The sequence below is a fragment of the Xenorhabdus sp. KJ12.1 genome (assembly GCF_963876495.1).
Taxonomy (GTDB): domain Bacteria; phylum Pseudomonadota; class Gammaproteobacteria; order Enterobacterales; family Enterobacteriaceae; genus Xenorhabdus; species Xenorhabdus stockiae.
The window spans coordinates 17,310-35,790 of sequence record NZ_CAWNQH010000046.1 but is presented as its reverse complement, the minus strand read 5'-3'; the positions used below and the strand labels follow the sequence as shown (position 1 = coordinate 35,790).

The 18,481-nt window shown below is 41.2% G+C and carries 9 protein-coding genes; 7 read left to right on the top strand and 2 right to left on the bottom strand.

Annotated features, from left to right (window positions below):
- Window positions 1-314 precede the first annotated feature (314 nt).
- The 5 genes from AACS92_RS04330 to AACS92_RS04310 all read left to right on the top strand — a co-directional run bounded on the left by AACS92_RS04330 (window position 315) and on the right by AACS92_RS04310 (window position 12,272).
- Window positions 315-3,833 (top strand): non-ribosomal peptide synthetase, encoded by a 3,519-nt coding sequence (locus AACS92_RS04330; protein WP_099110114.1) that lies wholly within the window; start codon window positions 315-317, stop codon window positions 3,831-3,833.
- Window positions 3,830-8,536, top strand: coding sequence for a non-ribosomal peptide synthetase (locus AACS92_RS04325; RefSeq protein WP_099110113.1), 4,707 nt, complete (start codon window positions 3,830-3,832; stop codon window positions 8,534-8,536). Before AACS92_RS04330 ends, AACS92_RS04325 begins: the two co-directional genes overlap by 4 nt.
- Entirely contained in the window at window positions 8,533-10,116 is a 1,584-nt protein-coding gene (locus AACS92_RS04320; RefSeq protein WP_099110112.1) for a condensation domain-containing protein, read from the top strand. Before AACS92_RS04325 ends, AACS92_RS04320 begins: the two co-directional genes overlap by 4 nt.
- A 154-nt stretch (window positions 10,117-10,270) precedes the next feature.
- Window positions 10,271-10,825, top strand: coding sequence for a TetR/AcrR family transcriptional regulator (locus AACS92_RS04315; protein WP_099110111.1), 555 nt, complete (start codon window positions 10,271-10,273; stop codon window positions 10,823-10,825).
- 217 nt (window positions 10,826-11,042) lie between these two features.
- On the top strand, window positions 11,043-12,272 hold the full coding sequence (locus AACS92_RS04310) for a multidrug effflux MFS transporter (protein WP_099110110.1): 1,230 nt from the start codon (window positions 11,043-11,045) through the stop codon (window positions 12,270-12,272).
- A 117-nt stretch (window positions 12,273-12,389) separates the two neighbouring features.
- Here AACS92_RS04310 and AACS92_RS04305 read toward each other — a convergent pair whose 3' ends face one another.
- Window positions 12,390-13,262: a LysR family transcriptional regulator gene (locus AACS92_RS04305; protein WP_099110109.1), complete on the bottom strand. Its 873-nt coding sequence runs from the start codon at window positions 13,260-13,262 to the stop codon at window positions 12,390-12,392.
- 94 nt (window positions 13,263-13,356) lie between these two features.
- Between AACS92_RS04305 and AACS92_RS04300 the strand changes: the two genes are divergently transcribed.
- Entirely contained in the window at window positions 13,357-14,343 is a 987-nt protein-coding gene (locus AACS92_RS04300) for a nitrilase family protein (protein ID WP_099110108.1), read from the top strand.
- A gap of 295 nt (window positions 14,344-14,638) precedes the next feature.
- The gene (locus AACS92_RS04295; protein WP_099110107.1) at window positions 14,639-15,883 is read left to right on the top strand and encodes an aromatic amino acid transport family protein; all 1,245 of its coding nucleotides are present in this window, start codon (window positions 14,639-14,641) and stop codon (window positions 15,881-15,883) included.
- Window positions 15,884-16,007: 124 nt separating this feature from the next.
- Here the strand turns inward: AACS92_RS04295 and AACS92_RS04290 are convergent, their stop codons facing one another.
- Entirely contained in the window at window positions 16,008-18,101 is a 2,094-nt protein-coding gene (locus tag AACS92_RS04290; RefSeq protein WP_099110182.1) for a prolyl oligopeptidase family serine peptidase, read from the bottom strand.
- Window positions 18,102-18,481 lie beyond the last annotated feature (380 nt).

The window sequence follows — 18,481 nt, the reverse complement described above, 5'->3', positions numbered from 1 at the left end:
AAACAATAAATTTGATGGATTTTAATGATGGTATGTTAAGATAAACATCAATCGATTCTTATTATTAATTGAATGCCATGAAAAAAATACAACAAAACAATCTAAATCTTAAAAACATAAAAGTAACAACCTCGCTCCATTTAAAGCCGCAAGAAAAATAGCCTTATAATATTTGTTAAAGTTCACATTAAAAATATAAGGTCATTTATCCTTCTGAAGAAAAATAATTAAAACAAACTCATTTGATGGATTAATCTTTTATATAAAAAGATTAATAAAATATGTTTTAAATTATTTCATATAAAAGGTGACATATGAAGAATGCCGCTCAAATTGTGGATGAGGCTTTAAATCAAGGGATTACTCTGTTTGTGGCTGATAACCGATTACAATATGAAACCAGCCGAGATAATATCCCGGAAGAATTATTAAATGAGTGGAAATACTATAGGCAAGATTTGATCGATTTCCTGCAACAACTCGATGCAAAAGAAGAAACACAAACATATCAATTGCAGAATATTCAACGAAATAGTAATGCTGAGCATTATCCACTTTCATTTGCTCAGCAACGCTTGTGGTTTATCGATCAACTTACTGATGGCAGTCCTCAATACAACTGCCCCGGCTATCTGAGATTAAGGGAAAAACTCAATGTAAATGCCTTTAAGGCGGCGGTAAAAACATTACTCGAACGTCATGAAGCATTACGCACCTGCTTTAAGGTTATAGATAATGAACCACGGCAGGTTCTGGTGACTTCCTATGATTTACCTATCACGCAGCATGATTTGACGATGCTCTCTGAAAATGAGAAAGAACACCATATTCAACAATTCAGCAAAGAAGAGGATAACCAAGTTTTTAATCTTAGTGCTGACCTAATGTTACGTATTCGGCTAATAAAACGAGCTGAAAATGATTATGTCGTTCTCTATACCATCCACCATATTGCTTGTGATAGCTGGTCAATAGAAATCTTTATTCATGAACTTATCACATTATATAAGGCTTACTCTCAGGGAATGACCAACCCGTTACCAGAACTAAAAATCCAATATAGTGATTATGCTCAGTGGCAAAAAAATTGGCTGCAAGGGGATATTCTGGAAAAACAACTGGATTACTGGAATAACCAGTTATCAGGTATTTCTCCGTTGCACCGTTTTCCACTGGATAATCCACGGCCAGAACAACAGAGCTTCAAAGGGCTTCTTAAAGAACAACATATCTCAAAAGATCTGGCGCAGGAGATCAAAACATTATGTCACCAACATGAAGTCACATTATTTATGTTTCTGGAGACTGCTTTTGCTGTCTTACTGAGCCGTTACAGTAATGAAAAAGATATTCTGGTAGGAACGCCGCTTGCAGGAAGAACTCATCATGACATTGAACCTCTGATTGGTTTTTTTGTTAACTCTCTGGTGATCAGAACCGATTTATCTGGCCAGCCTACATTCAGTGAATTATTAAAGCGAAATAGCCGCACTATTCTCGATGCTTATGAACATCAGGATCTGCCATTTCAAATGTTGGTAGAGAAAATCAGTCCGGGAAGGAATCTAAATTATAACCCTGTATTTCAAATTGCGTTTACGCTGGAAAATACCCAGCGGGATGGGACATTGGTGCGGGATAATAATATTGAGACCGAAGAACGTCTACTTTTGAAAACCCGGTTTGATTTAGAAATTCATATTTATGAAGAAGAGGGTGGCGGGTTATCCCTTTTATGGGTTTATGACAGTAGTCTGTTTAACGATATTACTCTTGAAAGATTGCTTGCCAGTTATGAAACGCTGCTTACTAATATTGTCAGCATGATGAAGCCACGTATCGGCTCAGATCTGATATATAAAGAGCTTTCTGTTCATGCTATTCCACTGCTAACTGAAGCTGAAATACATACTTTATCCCAATGGAATGGGAGACAGGAATATAATCCGTATAGTGGCTGTTTTCATGAGTTATTTGAGAAACAAGCTGCCGGATATCCTGAAAAAACCGCCGTTGTTTTTGGTAGTGATTCATTGAGTTATCAGGAGCTGAACCAACAGGCTAACCAGCTGGCACACTATCTGATAGCACAAAAGATTAAACCAGAAACATTAGTTGCACTCTGTATTCCCCGTTCAATACGCGCATTAGTTGCACTGCTGGGCGTCATTAAAGCCGGGGGAGCATATGTGCCGTTAGATCCTGATTATCCGGTATCCCGTCTCCAATATATGCTGGAACACAGCGAAGCAGAATTTATTCTGACAGAAACGAGTCTGATAGAAAAACTCCCGATTAGTCAGCAGAAAATTGTCTGTTTGGATACCGAGGCAATACAGTCACAATTGCAGCAAATGCCTATCGACAATATTACTGAACGCCCATTCCCGCTGACGGAAAATAATCTGGCTTACGTTATTTATACATCCGGCTCTACCGGAAAACCGAAAGGCGTTATGTTGGAGCATAAAGGATGGGTCAATCTGGCACTGTCACAAGCGAAATTATTTGGTGTTGATACGCATAGCCGGGGATTACAGTTCGCGTCATGGAGCTTTGATGCCATGATCTTAGAAATATCTATGACACTGGCGTATGGCGCAACACTTTACTTAATTTCAGAAGCCCAGCAGCATTCTCCTGAATGTCTGGACGAACTCGTTGAAAAACATCAAATCACCCATGCTGTATTACCTCCTGCTTTATTGCCTTACCTGAACTTTAACAAATGGTGTTCTGTTTCAACCTTGCTTTTAGCGGGAGAAGCTGTACCTCCACAACTCTCTGTTCACTGGTCACAGAATAGGAGGCTGTTTAACGTATATGGCCCGACAGAGTGTACAGCCATCGTAACTTCAAGCTTATTAACTGATGAAAAAATTACAATCGGGAAACCGTTGCCGAATATTCTTATGCGTATCCTTGATCCATCAGGGAATCAGGTGCCTATTGGTGTTGCGGGAGAATTATGTATTGGTGGTGTTCAACTGGCGCGCGGCTATTTGAATGCACCTGAAATGGACGCAATCAAATTTATTAAATATTGCAATGAACAAACGGATGAATCCCAGCCTCAACGTTTATACCGAACGGGAGATTTAGCTCGTTGGTTATCTGATGGCAATATCGAATTTATCGGTCGGATTGACTCTCAGGTCAAAATAAGAGGATTCAGGATTGAGTTAGGAGAAATTGAAACCGCACTGAGTGGACATGAAGCTTTAAGTAGTGCTGTAGTTATTACATATGGAGAAGACAAAGATAAAAGGTTGGTTGCCTATGTTTGCCCGACTATCAGCTGGTTGGAAGAAAGAGGCTTGCAATTTGATACCGAAGATATCTCCCAATACTCAGTGATTAAAGCTGAACTTTCAAAATTACTCGAATCTGCACTAAAAAAACAATTACCCGAATATATGGTTCCCAGCCTTTATATTCCTCTAGAGCAAATGCCACTGACACTCAATAACAAGGTGGATAAAAAAGCGTTGCCAGCGCCGAATAGCAGTGATTTTCATCAACAAGATTATGTTGCACCAAGAAATGAAATAGAGAAAAAAATCGGCCAATTATGGGAAGAAGTGCTGGGTATCAGTCAGCCCGGTATTCATGACAACTTTTTTATACTGGGCGGTCATTCCCTCCAGGCAACTCGTCTTATCAGTTCAATACGCAATGAACTGGAGATTGAAATACCACTAAGCAGTGTCTTTGAACATCCGACACTTGAGCAGTTATCAACAATCATCGAGATCCACCTTGTGAAAGAAAAGAGAAAACATTTCCAGACTGAGCAAGAAAAAACACAAAAACTATTGGAAGGTCATATATGAAAAATGCAGCTAAGATTGTGAACGAAGCTTTAAATCAAGGAATTACTCTATTTGTTAGCGATAATAAACTAAAATATAAAACCAATCGTGATAGTATTCCATCTGAATTACTTGAAGAGTGGAAACAGCATAAACAAGAATTGATTGATTTTCTGACTCAGCTTGAATCAGAAGAAGAATCGGATAATCACCGATTACAGGATATACCTCGTTATGAGCGTGCTGAACATTACCCACTTTCATTTGCTCAACAGCGTTTGTGGTTAATTGACCAGCTTACTGAAGGTAGCCCTCAGTATAACTGTTCTGGCGATTTCAGATTACGTGAATCAATCGATCTTAAAGCCTTTGAAATGGCAGTAGGGGAATTGCTAAAACGCCATGAATCTTTACGTACTCATTTTAAAATAATTGATAACGAACCACGTCAAGTGATTTCTGATTCTTATGATTTGCCCATTACACACTACGATCTAACCGCACTCTCACAAACCGAGCAAGAATATCGGGTTAAACAACTCGGTGAAAATGAATGGAAGCAACCTGTTAACCTCAGTACAGACCTGATGCTACGTCTTCGCTTATTAAAATTGGCAGAAGATGATTATGTGATTCTCTATACGATCCACCATATTGCCTGTGATGGTTGGTCACTGGGGATCTTTCTTCATGAGATCCTCTCGCTATATCGGGCATATTGCCGAGGTGAAGAAAACCCTCTGCCACCGTTAAATGTCCAATATACTGATTACGCTCGTTGGCAAAGAGAATGGCTGCAAGGCGATATACTGGAAAAACAACTTAATTATTGGCAAAACCAATTATCTGGTGCGACGTTAGTTCACCACTTTCCACTGGATAATCCCCGACCAGAAAAACAGAATCTTGAAGGATTTTTACATCCACAGCGTATTTCAAAGAGCTTGACTCAGGAAATCAGGGCACTGTGCGCAAAACAGGGCGTGACATTATTTATGTTTCTGGAAACTGCATTTGCCGTACTGTTGAGTCGCTACAGTAATGAGAAGGATATTCTGATTGGCATGCCGCTGGCCGGGCGCAGACACCGGGATACAGAGTCCCTGATTGGTTTTTTCGTCAATTCAATGGTAATCAGGACGGATTTATCTGGTCAGCTGACATTCAGTGAACTGTTAAAACAGAATAGCCGTACTATTCTGGATGCCTATGCAAATCAGGATCTGCCTTTTGAAATGCTGGTGGAAAAACTGAGCCCGGAACGAAACTTAAATCATAACCCTATTTTCCAGATTATGTTTGCTGTGCAGAATAACCAGCGCAATACAACACTGGATCAAGGCAGTGTGATTGAAGATGGTGAGCGCTCGCTTCTGACAACTCGATTTGATTTGGAAGTCCATATATATGAAGAAGAAAGTGAAGGTGAGCTATCAATTCAGTGGATCGCGGATACCAGCCTATTCAATATAGCAACCCTTGACAGACTACTAGCCAATTATGAAACATTGTTGACTAACATTGTTAATGTGATGAATCATCATACCGGTAACAGCGAACCATCAGTCCATGATATTCCATTACTGGCAGACTCTGAACGAAACACCTTACTTCATCAGTGGGGCGAGCCACAGGTTTCTTACCCAACAGGGAAATGTTTCCACGAACTCTTCGAAGATCAGGTATCAATACACCCTGAAAAAAATGCATTAATCTTTGGTACTGATTCTCTGAGTTATCAGTCGTTAAATGAGCAATCCAATCAATTAGCACACTACTTGATTCAGCAGGGTATTAAACCGGATACGTTGGTTGCGCTTTGTGTACCAAGATCATTACAGGCGGTTGTAGCGCTGCTGGGGATTCTTAAAGCGGGTGGGGTTTATGTACCTTTAGACCCTAGCTATCCTAAAGCCCGTCTTCAATACATGTTAGAGCACAGTGAAGTTGAATTTATCCTGACTGAAACGCAAGAGGTAGAAACACTGCCTATCACGCAGCAGAAAGTCATTTGTTTAGATACTGATACGATACAATTGCAGTTACAACAAATGCCTAGGGGTAATATCACCGAAAATGAGCGGCCATATCCACTGACAGAAAATAATCTGGCTTATGTCATCTATACTTCTGGCTCAACCGGCAAACCGAAAGGCGTTATGCTGGAGCATAAAGGGTGGGTTAATCTGGCTCTCTCACAGGATGTTTTATTTGACGTTAACTCAAATATTCGTGTATTGCAGTTCGCCTCCTGGAGTTTTGACGCCATGATTCTGGAAATGTCTATGACATTAGCCTATGGCTCAACACTGTATCTTATTTCTGAAACTCAGCGGCGTTCCCCTGAATTGTTGGATGAAATTGTTGAAAAACATCAGGTAACCCATGCAGTTTTACCACCTGCATTGCTTCCTCATCTTAATTTTGATAAATGGCGTTCTGTTTCAACACTACTTTTGGCCGGTGAAGCCGTGCTGCCGCAAATCGCTGTTCAATGGTCGCAGAATAGACAATTGTTCAATGTGTATGGCCCGACAGAATGTACCTCTATCGTTACTACGGCTTTATTAACTGACGAACGTATTACTATTGGAAAACCTTTACCTAACGTAGTCATGCGGGTTCTTGATCCAGAAGGTAATCTGGTTCCTATGGGAGTTATCGGAGAGTTGCATATCGGTGGTGTTCAATTGGCACGGGGTTACCGCAACTCACCGGAAATCACAGCAAAACAATTTATTCGTGATCCATTCAGCTCACATTCAACGAATGAGCGGGAAAACAGACTGTATCGTACTGGCGATTTAGTTCGCTGGACACACGATGGTCAATTAGAATTTATCGGTCGCATTGACTCTCAGGTTAAAATTCGTAGCCATCGTATAGAGTTAGGTGAAATAGAATCTGTTTTGAGTAAGCATAACGCCTTAAGTAGCGCTTCTGTGATCGCTTATGGGCAGGATGAAGATAAAAAACTCATTGCATATGTTTGCCCAAGCGCAGAGTGGTTAGGTAAAAAAGCCACTGAATTTAACGCACACAGTGTAGATAACTGGACAGAAATTTTTGATGAACAATACCGTCAAACGGATAATACACAAAAAGACCACACAGATAATGCAGTGACAGCAGAAAGTGATTTTGGTGGTTGGATGAACAGTTACACTGAACAGCCAATTGCCGTTGAACAAATGGAAGAATGGTTAGCTGACATAATGAAGCGGATTGACTCCCTGAATCCTCACCGTTTACTGGAAATTGGCTGTGGTAGTGGATTATTGCTATATCGCTATGCTGAACAATGTGAATCAGTAGTCGCTACCGATATATCGTCTGAGGTGTTAAATCGTCACCAACATATGCTGCAACAGCGTGGCTGGTCACATGTGGAACTCAGAAGAGGGGATGCTCTCAATTCAGGAACATTACATACTGGCGAATTTGATTCTGTCGTAATTAACTCCGTTGTCCAGTATTTCCCTAATGTTCAGTATCTGGAAAAAATGCTTGAGCAAATAATACCTGCATTGACAGCAGGAGGAAAAATTCTGCTGGGCGATATCCGCAACTTAGATCTCTTAACCGCTCACGCGACTGCAATAGAACAAAGTCGTCTCAATGGACAACGTATTCAGGTGGGTTCGCTGGCAAATCGTATTCAGCGGCGTTTACAGCAGGAACCGGAATTTTTACTCAGCCCAACTTATTTTGCCCAATTGCCGGAACGTTACCCAGAAATCAGCCGGGTTGATATTCTGGTGAAGCGGGGTGTGGGTGACAATGAAATGATGCGTTATCGCTATGACGTCATATTACATAAAAGAGATGAAAATACAGGATCTCTCTGTGAACGTTCGATAAATTGGCACAATTTTGATTCTTTGGAAAACCTGAAAAACAGACTACAGGCAGGAACAGAAGAGACATTTGGTATTTCAGGTATTCCTAATGTCAGAATTAAAGATGAGTTTGTGTTGGCAGAAGGGTTACGCCACTGGCCCGCCAACCAGATAATCACCCCCCCGGAAAATGCCAGCAGCTTTTCTCCACAAGCATTAAAACAGATTCAGGAACTCGAATCCTTACTGCAATATGCTGAACAATGCGGTTATCAGTGTGGCGTGACATGGTCACAACAGCAACCTGATTTACTGGATATTATTTTCAGCCGGGGCGAATTACCTCCTGTGCTGGCGCGTACTGAATACAATCAGGTACATTTGGCGAATTATCCGCAAATCTCTGCCATTAATGGCGAACTTTCAGAATTACTGGAATCGGCCCTGAAACAGCAATTGCCAGAGTATATGGTTCCCAGCCTTTATATTCCTCTGGAACGAATGCCACTTTCGTTAAATAACAAAGTGGATAAAAAAGCGCTGCCAGTCCCAAATGAAGATGATTTACGTCGGCAAACCTATGTCGCTCCTAGAAGTGAAATAGAAATTAAGATCAGTCAGTTGTGGAGAAAATTACTTAACGTTAATCAAGTCGGCATTTATGACAATTTCTTCACTCTCGGAGGGCACTCACTTCAGGCAACTCGTTTTATTAGTTCGATACGCAACGATTTAGGAATAGAAGTACCATTAAGAAGCGTGTTTGAACACCCGACACTTGAACAATTATCGCAAATTATCACCATTCATCTTCTCAAAGAAAAAAGAAAACATTTTCAGGCAGAGCAAAATTCATCTCAGGAATATTTAAGAGGTGAAATATGATAGATGCAGCGCAGATTGTGGATGAAGCGTTAGAGCAGGGGATTACTCTATTTGTTGTTAACAATCGGTTACAATACGAAACCAGTCGTGACAGCATTCCCACTGAATTGCTCAATAAGTGGAAACAACATAAACAAGAGTTGATTGATTTTCTTAATCAGCTTGATTCAGAAGAACAAACTAAAATACACGTTGTTCGGGGTGAGATTCGCAACAATGATAAGCATGAAATATCTAATGGAAAAGTGCCTATTTCTTATAGCCAGAAAATGTTTTGGCATTTTGTTGAAGAAAAATTATTGGAGGATTGTTTCCACGTACCAATTGCTCTACTAATGGAGGGAGAGCTGGATCACTGTGTTTTGGAAAAAAGTTTAAATACCATTTTAGAGCGACATGAAAGTTTACGTTTTAAATTTTATAAGGAAGATGAACAGATCTTCATACAGCCTGATAACAGCATGAAAATAAACCTTCAAGTTATCAAAGAGTTTTCAAAAGGAATGGCGAAGGAAAAAATTGGTATTGAAGTTAATAAACTTTGGCAAACTAAATTAAGAATACCTTTTGATGTTTACAATGATCCACTAATCAGGACATTCTTAATTCCTATATCGGAAAAAATAACGGTATTATTGATTGATATCCATCATATTATTTCCGATGGATGGTCTGTCAATATCATTATGAATGAGTTTAAAGAATTATATACGGCCTACTCACTTGGACAAGAAAATCCGTTAGCACCAATTGCCATGCAATATTCTGGTTATATTTATTATTTACAACAAAGTCATACTACTGAGGCAGTTAAAAAACAGATTGAATTTTGGCAGAAACAATTTTCAGATGTTATTGCTGAACGCGAGTTTCCAATTTCCTTCAGCAAACATCCGGCGACAAAATATCGGTCTCATGCCCGTTTAATTAAAACTCCAGACTCACTAAATAAAGTTGTTTTACAATATTGTGAAGATCATAATATTACGCCATATATGTTGTTTATGGCGTTGTTTCATACATGTCTTTTTATGCATTACGGGGGGTCTAAACATATCACTTCTTCACCAAAAGCTGATCGTCCTCGCATAGAAATGTATCAAACAATAGGATTATTTTTGGATGATATTATGGTCAAATCGACCATAAGTAAAGAAATGAGCCTACAAGAAATTATTAATCAGGTCAGTCAATATATTTATAGTGCCATAGATAATTCAAGTGCCCACATTTCTTCTTTAATTGACTCTGTGGGTGAAAAAATAATAGATAATATTTTTAATGTTGTGTTCAATTATATAGATATTAAAAGTTTATATGATTTCATCGATATATCTAAAGATGGAAAATTATCATTGCCAAATCTTGATGTTGAATTGATAGAAGTTGAAGTGATTCCTTTTGAATCACTCGGGATGAATTTATTATATATGCCGGAAAGTATAGAGTGTGAGCTGAATTACAACCCGGAACTGTATACAGAAGAGACGATTGATAGCCTGTCTACATATTATGAACGACTACTCAATGTCATCGTATCTGGTCAGGAAAAAGAGAGTATCAGCCAGTTTTATGGATAAAATCTTATCGTGAACGACGAAAGATGCGTGGCTTCAGGGATGAAGCCTTTCATCGCTATGAAATCCGAATTCTGTTTGGTGTATTGCCTTTAATTGAAATAATGTTATTTTCTACGACCTTTTAAAAAGTAAGATATTAGATTGGTGTGCAGATATGTATGAGGAACTTAGCCCAAAGGGAAAAGCAAAATATAATCAAATTCTTGATGCCGTTCAGATCGTTATTTGCCGGGATGGTATTTATGAGTGTAATCATCGGGCAGTGGCATCAGAAGCAGGGGTTCCGCTTGGAACAACAACATATTATTTTAAAACACTGGATGATATGTTAAGCGCAGCGCTAGAAAAATACTTTAATAACTTCATAGAGTTGTCACATAACTGGTTTCAAGAGTCGCTATTTGAAGATCCGGCCGAAAATCTGACGGAGTTCATCTCATGGACATTCGCAGATTATTCACGCTTAAAGTCAGAATATGAGCTTTACGTTGCGGCTATCTCCCGGCCATCTTTAAGGCCACTTGCCGTTAACTGGATGCAGGCAACAAAAGACATCATTTCTCAATACATCACTAACGATGAATCAAAAGCCAAAGCGCTCACCGCTGTTTTGGATGCTTTCTTTCTTCAGTCTCTATTAACCGGAGATAGTAATTTCAGCAAAAAAGAGTACATCAGGCCATTTATCAGCAAAATTTTGTCAGATTGAGTATGTATCAGCTCGATGAATTTCAGGATACGCAGCGACGGGCAGGGAAGCAATAAATTCATCGGAAAGGAGTTTACTCCACCAAAAACAATCTTCTGTTTATAACTCTATTGCACGTGAGTTTTTATCTTCCACAGTGTTCAGCTCGGTTGTGTGAATAATTGTACTTATGTACAATTATCATTTTCGAGCAGCATAGAGAAGATTAGATAAGGTTATGAGTAGATTTGAGCAAAATAAAATACCGGCATTTGCCCTGTTTTTGTTGGCGTTAATGACTGCTTTTGATGTGATGGCAATCGATATGTACTTGCCAGCATTTAATGCGATAAAAGAAAGTTTAAATACAGAGCTTGTTAAGGTAGAAACTTCATTATCCCTGTTTTTAGTAGGGTTAGCTATCGGGCAGGGAATGTTAGGGCCGGTGATTGATTATTATGGACGAAGAACACCTTTATTATTAGGTATTCTTATTTTTTCACTGGCCTCTTTACTCACTTCAACTACTGATGACATCGTGCTTTTCAATATAGGCAGAATTGTTCAAGGGTTATCAGGAGCTGTTACTTTAGTCGTCCCTCGGGCAATCATCTCTGATACATGTGATGCACATACTTCGGCACGACTCTTTACCATTTTGATGCAAATCGTTGTGATTGGGCCAATAATTGCTCCGCCATTGGGTAGTATCCTTCTTTCTGTTTTTGGCTGGAGAGCGATATTCCTGATGTTATTTGCTTTATCGTTTTTCACGCTTATTGCTGCATATCGTTTTATTCCAGAATCTCTGCCGAAAGAGAACAGGGAAACAGGTAGCCTGTCAAAGCAATTATATTCGTATATTAAAGTTACTAAAAATTCATATTTCCTTATGAATGTATTTTCTTCAAGTTTCGTTATGGGGACATTATTTGCCTATATAAATTCATCGGCATTTATTTTCCTGAATCACTTTGGGTTCACACCTAAAGTATACAGTTATTTCTTTGCAGCCAATGCGGTTGGTATGGTCTTCTTCGGTTTCATTAATATGAAACTACTGAAATTCTATAAAGCTGCTGTTGTGCTGAAATGGTCTTTATTGGCTAACCTGTTTTTTGTCATGCTATTGCTGATTTCGGTAACTACAGGATTGACATCAATATACTTAGTCATTCCATTGTTATTTATGTCAGTAGCAACACTCAGCTTATTATTCGGGAATGGAATATCCGTTACGATGAACAGCGTCTCAAGAGCTGAAACAGGAACTGCATCTGCTGTTTTAGGGATGATTCAGTATCTGTTTGGTGGATTTGCAGGTTTATTAGTGGGTTTATTAAATAATGGAACCTTGTCAGGAATTGCTCTCACTATGTTTATTTGTTCAACCGGAGCATTAGTGACATATCAAATGGCAAAGCAGCCAAAGGGTAAAAATGATACTGCGGAAGCTCTGGTGAAGTAACCCGCAATACTAAAAAACATTGCTGAAAAATAGAGTAAGAGTTGGTTAATGATTTTTTTCATAATCAACTCTTAAAATCTCCAGATTTTGAAGGTAAGGCTTTGCATGACTGAATCTTTAAAGTAGAGAGGGCGTCAATACCATATTAATAAAATTATCCCGCAAGCAATCCTTAATCTCTGGATTCCAGGCGATCCCTATCTGCCACCTAGTGTATATCCCGTCGAGGGGCACGAGCTTTACGCCCATAGGTAAAATATGATTGACTCCGGCTGGTAGTAAAGCAACCCCATTTCCGGCAGCAACCAGTGCCAGTAAAGTCTGAATATCGTCAGCAGCAGATACAGTTCGGGCATTAAGCTTATTTTCTCTGAGAAAAATGGCTATCTGAGCCACTAGCCTGTGCCCGCGATGTGGCGAAATTTGCAGGAGTTGATGTGCATTCAGTACATTCTGAATATTGGTTGGGTCTATGTGAAGCGTTGTATTTACAGCAAGAACCAGTTTTTCTTCCATTAGTGATTCTGCTTTCAGTTTCTCCGGTACAGGAAGACGTACAAACCCAGCTTGAAGTTGGCCTTCCAGTAGCATTTGGTATTGCACTTCGGAAGGAATGTCGTTCAAGAAAATTTCCACATCAGGAAACAAGTTGCGAAAAGCTGTTACCTTGACGGGAGCAAGCTGAAATGCCGATACACCAAATCCCAGAAGTAATTTACCAACATTTCCTTTCTGCATCTGGCTCACAAATTCGCCAAAATCATCATGCTGCTTGAGTAATTCGCAAGCCCTAGACAAAAGTTGCTGCCCAGCAGTTGTTAGTCTGGCACCGTGACGCCCACGTTTAAACAATTTAAATCCGACAAGATTCTCCAGTGTCTGAATTTGTTTTGTCAGAGCCGGTTGTGTCAGACAAAGAATTTCCGCCGCTGCGCGATATTGCCCTTTCTGAGCCAGAATGGCGAATGCACGTAATAGTTTTATATCCATTCCAGTTAGTTATCAAATCCAGAAAAATTGTGATTATACAGTGCGTTGTCTATTTGGTGAAATACTCATCACTTTCTGGTTGAGGAGACGTGTTATGAAACAGAGTATTCAGGTAGCCACCGTTCAGTTCTGCCACCGAGCTAATGACAAGCAATATAACTTATCGGTTATGGAAGAATTCATTCATCAGGCTGGAGAACAGCATATAAAAATACTGGCTTTCCCTGAAATGTGCATTACCGGTTACTGGCATGTGCCAGATCTTACAGGCGAAGAAGTGATGCTTCTGGCTGAACGAATTGATGGTAGCCTATCTTTGTCACGTATCATTTTACTAGCAAAAAAATATGAAATGGCAATAGGCGCAGGACTTATCGAACTGGGCGAAGATGAGCAATTTTATAATGCTTACGCGGTATGTATGCCCGATGGTCAGATACATGTGCATCGCAAACTTCATGCATTTGAGCGCCCTGACTTCGCTAGTGGGAATAGTTTTACTGTGTTTGATACCCCTTGGGACATAAAAGTTGGAGTTCTTATCTGTTGGGATAACAATTTGGTTGAAAATGTACGGGCAACAGCACTTCTTGGTGCTGATATCCTGATGGCTCCTCACCAGACGGGAGGCACTAATTCTCGTAGCCCTTACGGCATGAAACCAATTCCGGTTACTCTCTGGGAAAACAGGCACAAAAATCCAGATGCTCTGGAGGCTGCATTTCGTGGCGATAATGGCCGCGGCTGGTTAATGCGCTGGTTGCCTGCACGGGCACATGATAATGGTTTATTTATCTTGTTCAGCAATGGTGTTGGGTTGGATAACGGAGAAATCCGTACAGGCAATGCTATGGTTATCGATCCCTATGGTCGTATTATTGAAGAAACTACTTCTTTTGAAAATACCATGATAACGGCTTGCCTTGATCTGGAATTACTTACTATGTCCACAGGAATGAGGTGGATCCATGGCCGAAGGCCTGAACTGTATCATCTTTTGTGCGAACCTCAGGGATATGAACGCGATGCACGAAGTGCACGATTCTCTACAGAGATTCCTTTTTTGAAAAAAAACCAGTAAAAATGTCGTAATTTTGTAGTATTTATCAGGTTATTATTAATTCTGAAAATACATATCTAATAGGTATCCAGTACACCATGAATATTGACTGACTCCACAAAAAATTACCCTCAATAAAATACTTGAGTGCAGTAATAAGCTTTTTTTCATGGGTTTTCCTTATCTAAAATTTTTCCTCTTATTTTACGCTAAACTCTAATACGGATAATTAAGAGCAAAGTGTACTAGTGAGCTGTTAACCACCGTGAAATTAACTTATCCCCGGTGGCTAGCGCACCGGGATAAAGGAGGATGAATGTCTTCTGATAACACCAGTATTTCTTCGGCGCTTGCCTCTGGAGAGTTAGCGCCGGTTCCCGGTAATTCACTGAGTTTTCTCGAAGGTGTAGCGATGATAGTCGGCACCAATATCGGCGCAGGTTTGCTGTCCATTGCTTATGCTTCACGAAAGGCCGGCTTTTTGCCGCTGATGTTCTGGCTGGTGCTGGTGGGGGTACTGACCACCATTACTATGCTGTATGTTGCTGAATCTACGCTGCGCACCCGCGCTCACTTACAACTTAGTGGGCTGGCAAGGCGATATGTCAGTGGGGTGGGTGCTTGGGTAATGTTTTTTTCAGTATGCATCAACAGCGTTGGTGCGCTGACCGCTTATATGAGCGGCAGTGGCAAACTGTTACAGTCGTTGCTGGGCATCTCACCGACATTAGGTAGCCTGTTGTTCTTCGTACCAGCAGCAGGAGTATTGTACCTCGGACTGAAAGCAATTGGCCGTGGTGAAAAGTTTATCAGTATTGGCATGTTGGTCATGCTATTAACGTTAGTAGTAGCAACGTTGCTGAAAGACACTACTCAGATGCGCTACCTGCTGGATGGTGACTGGCTTTTTATGGTGCCGTTATTCAATGTTGTGGTGTTTAGTTTTTCGGCACAGTACATCGTACCGGAAATGGCGCGTGGCTTTGCCGATAAGCCAGAACAACTACCGAAGGCGATTATTATTGGTATGGCAGTGATCTTTGTGCTGCTAGCGATGGTGCCGATGTCTGTGATTGCCCTTAATGGTCTAGACAATATCTCTGAGGTAGTGACGATTTCCTGGGGACAAGCGTTGGGAGAGTGGGCATTCTTCTCTACTAACCTGTTTGCATTATGTGCAATCTTAACCTCTTACTGGGGATTGGGCGGCAGTTTCCTGACTAATATCTTCGATAAATTCCGGCTGGGTAATGACGAACAACCATTGCGTCGTTTCGGCGTGCTGTTGTTGGTGGCTGTGCCACCGTTCGTGCTGGCTTACAGCGGACTTGTGTCATTTGTTAATGCTCTGTATTTCGCTGGTGTATTCAGTGGTGTGATTCTATCAATCATGCCGATATTGATTTTACGTGGCGCTCGGAAATACGGCGATCATACTCCATGCTGGCAATGCAGCTGGATCACGCATCCATTGCTGCAAATAAGCATTGTGCTGCTGTATTTGGCCAGCGCAGTGTATGCCATCGCTTCATTGTTCGGCTATCTGCCAGCAGGGTGGTAATTTCTCTTTTCTCTTCTTTATCCTACTAAAATACCTCACAAAAAAGAGTTAGCTACCAGTAGCTAACTCCCTATCTCAAAAATATATTGGCGAAATTAATAACTCAGAATTGTTCACCTTACGTTTATGTCGTCGGTGTCTTGTTATTCAGATGAGACCACATAAATTCACTGAACATTGTATTCTGGAATGCTGTCTGTTTTTTATCGGCCGCAGCGCTGTGTCCTCCCACGGTATTTTCATAAAAATAGACTTGCTGGTAACCCATCTTCTGCATACGTGCTGCCATTTTACGTGCATGCGACGGATGAACTCGGTCATCACTGGTTGCGGTGTAGAACAATACGGGTGGATAGGCCACGTGTTCCTTAATATTGTGATACGGCGAGAAGGTTTTGATATATGCCCACTGATCCGGCTGGCTCGGATCGCCGTATTCGGCAATCCATGAGGCACCAGCGGAAAGCTGGCTATAACGCTGCATATCCAACAGAGGTACACCACAGACTATGCAACCGAACAGTTGCGGATACAGAGTCAGCATATTGCCGACCAGCAAACCCCCGTTGCTGCGGCCACGAGCTCCAAGATGTTTTGATGATGTTACTTTTCGTGCAATCAGATCTTGCGCTACCGCAGCGAAATCTTCATAGGCGCGGTGGCGATTTTGCATGAGAGCGGCCTGATGCCAGGCCGGGCCATATTCACCACCGCCACGGATATTGGCGACGACATAAACACCACCACGCCCCAGCCAAGTTAACCCTTCAGTGCCTATATAGTTTGGCAGTAGCGATATTTCGAAGCCTCCGTAACCGTTCAGCAGCGTCGGATTGCTGCCGTTCAGTTTAAGGCCTTTAGCTGAGATCTGGAAATATGGCACACGGGTTCCGTCTTTTGACCGGGCAAAATGTTGACTGACCTGATAGTTGCCAGCATCAAAATCTTTTGGTCCCTGTTTCAATAGCTCCGCTTCACTACCGTCAAGATTGCCTATATACAGCGAGGCCGGATGCAGGAAATTATTGATGGTCAGGAAGTAATCATTGGTTTCCTCATCAATACCGGTGGCGGAAATATTGCTCATGCTACCCGGATTGCCCAGAGGTTGCCGTTGCCAGCTATTACCCCGCGGCGTTAATACTTCAAGCCGGTTTACGACATTATCCATAATGCTGAGGATAAGGTGATCACGCGTACTACTGTAGCCACTCAGCGCCGTCTGCTCATTGGGCGTGAAAAGCACCTGTAACTCACGCTTACCTGCCAAATAATCGTCGAAGTTCGCTGCCAGCAAAGCACCGGACGGATAGCGTTTCCCTCCCACATCCCAGTCTTTACTCGGTCTTATCAAAAGCCATTCACGGTGGCTATTAATTTCTGCGTCTTCAGGGATATCAATCCTGACTTTCTGATTCTGTTTTGTCAGTAAGAAATATTCACGACGATAAAAATCCAGACTACGGCCTACATAATCACGCTCAAAGCCGGGTGTGCGCTCACGATAGGCGAATACCGCCATATCTTCCGGCTTGGCTTCATACAGTGTTTCGGCTGCACTCAATGGTGTACCACGCTGCCAGCGTTTAGCGATTCGCGCATAGCCGGACTGAGTCATTGAACCGGGGCCAAAATCAGTAGCGATAAACACGGTGTCTTTATCAATCCATGACACTCTGCTTTTGGCTACAGGGACATTGAATCCATTCTCAACGAACCGCTTATTCTCCAGATCAAATTCACGGATTTCGACAGCATCTCCACCATCCGGTGACAGCTTCATCAGGCAGTAGCGATATTCTGGTGCCAGAGGCTGTAAACCGTGGTAGAGCCAATCCTTACCTTCTTCCTTACCCAGTGCGTCAATATCCAGCACTGTTTCCCATGCTGGTTTGGCCTTACGGTACTCTTGCAGCGTGGTACGCCGAAGCAGGCCGCGAGGGTTAGCCTGATCCTGCCAGAAGTTATAGTAGTAATCGCCATGCTTATTGACCCACGGGATCCGAGTGTCTTTATTAAGGATATTCAGTACCTGCTGCTCTAACTTACGAAAACCTCCCCCCTGAGTATAACGCGCGATGGTGCGCTGGTTTTCCTGCTTTACCCACCGTTGCGCGGACTCACCCTGTAGATCTTCCAGCCACAGGAATTCATCGCTGGTGATAACCCCGTTGTCTGCGGCTATTGCAAAACGAATACTGCCGGGCAGGGCCGCCATTGCAAAGACGCCTCCTGCGGTTTGCGCACAGATTTTAATAAACTTGCGTCGATTAGTAACTGGCAAAATCAAGCTCCTTCTAATAGTGAAAAATAAAATAAGCGTTATTTCCAACATATATTTCAGCATGAAGAAAATAGAAACATTTTCTTTACGTGAATAAATAGGGCTTTCAGACAGCATTATATCTCTAATGTTAACGTTATTTTATTTTTATATTGAGTTTTATGATGTCAAAACACTGAGAATTTCTAGATATTATCGACAGAGCAGAGCTTTGTATTGTTCGTTTTTTCAGCCTAATTAATCTTGATTATATTTTGTCAAGAAATTATCTATATCATTTTTTATTATCATGACTGTATATTTTAGGTGTTAAT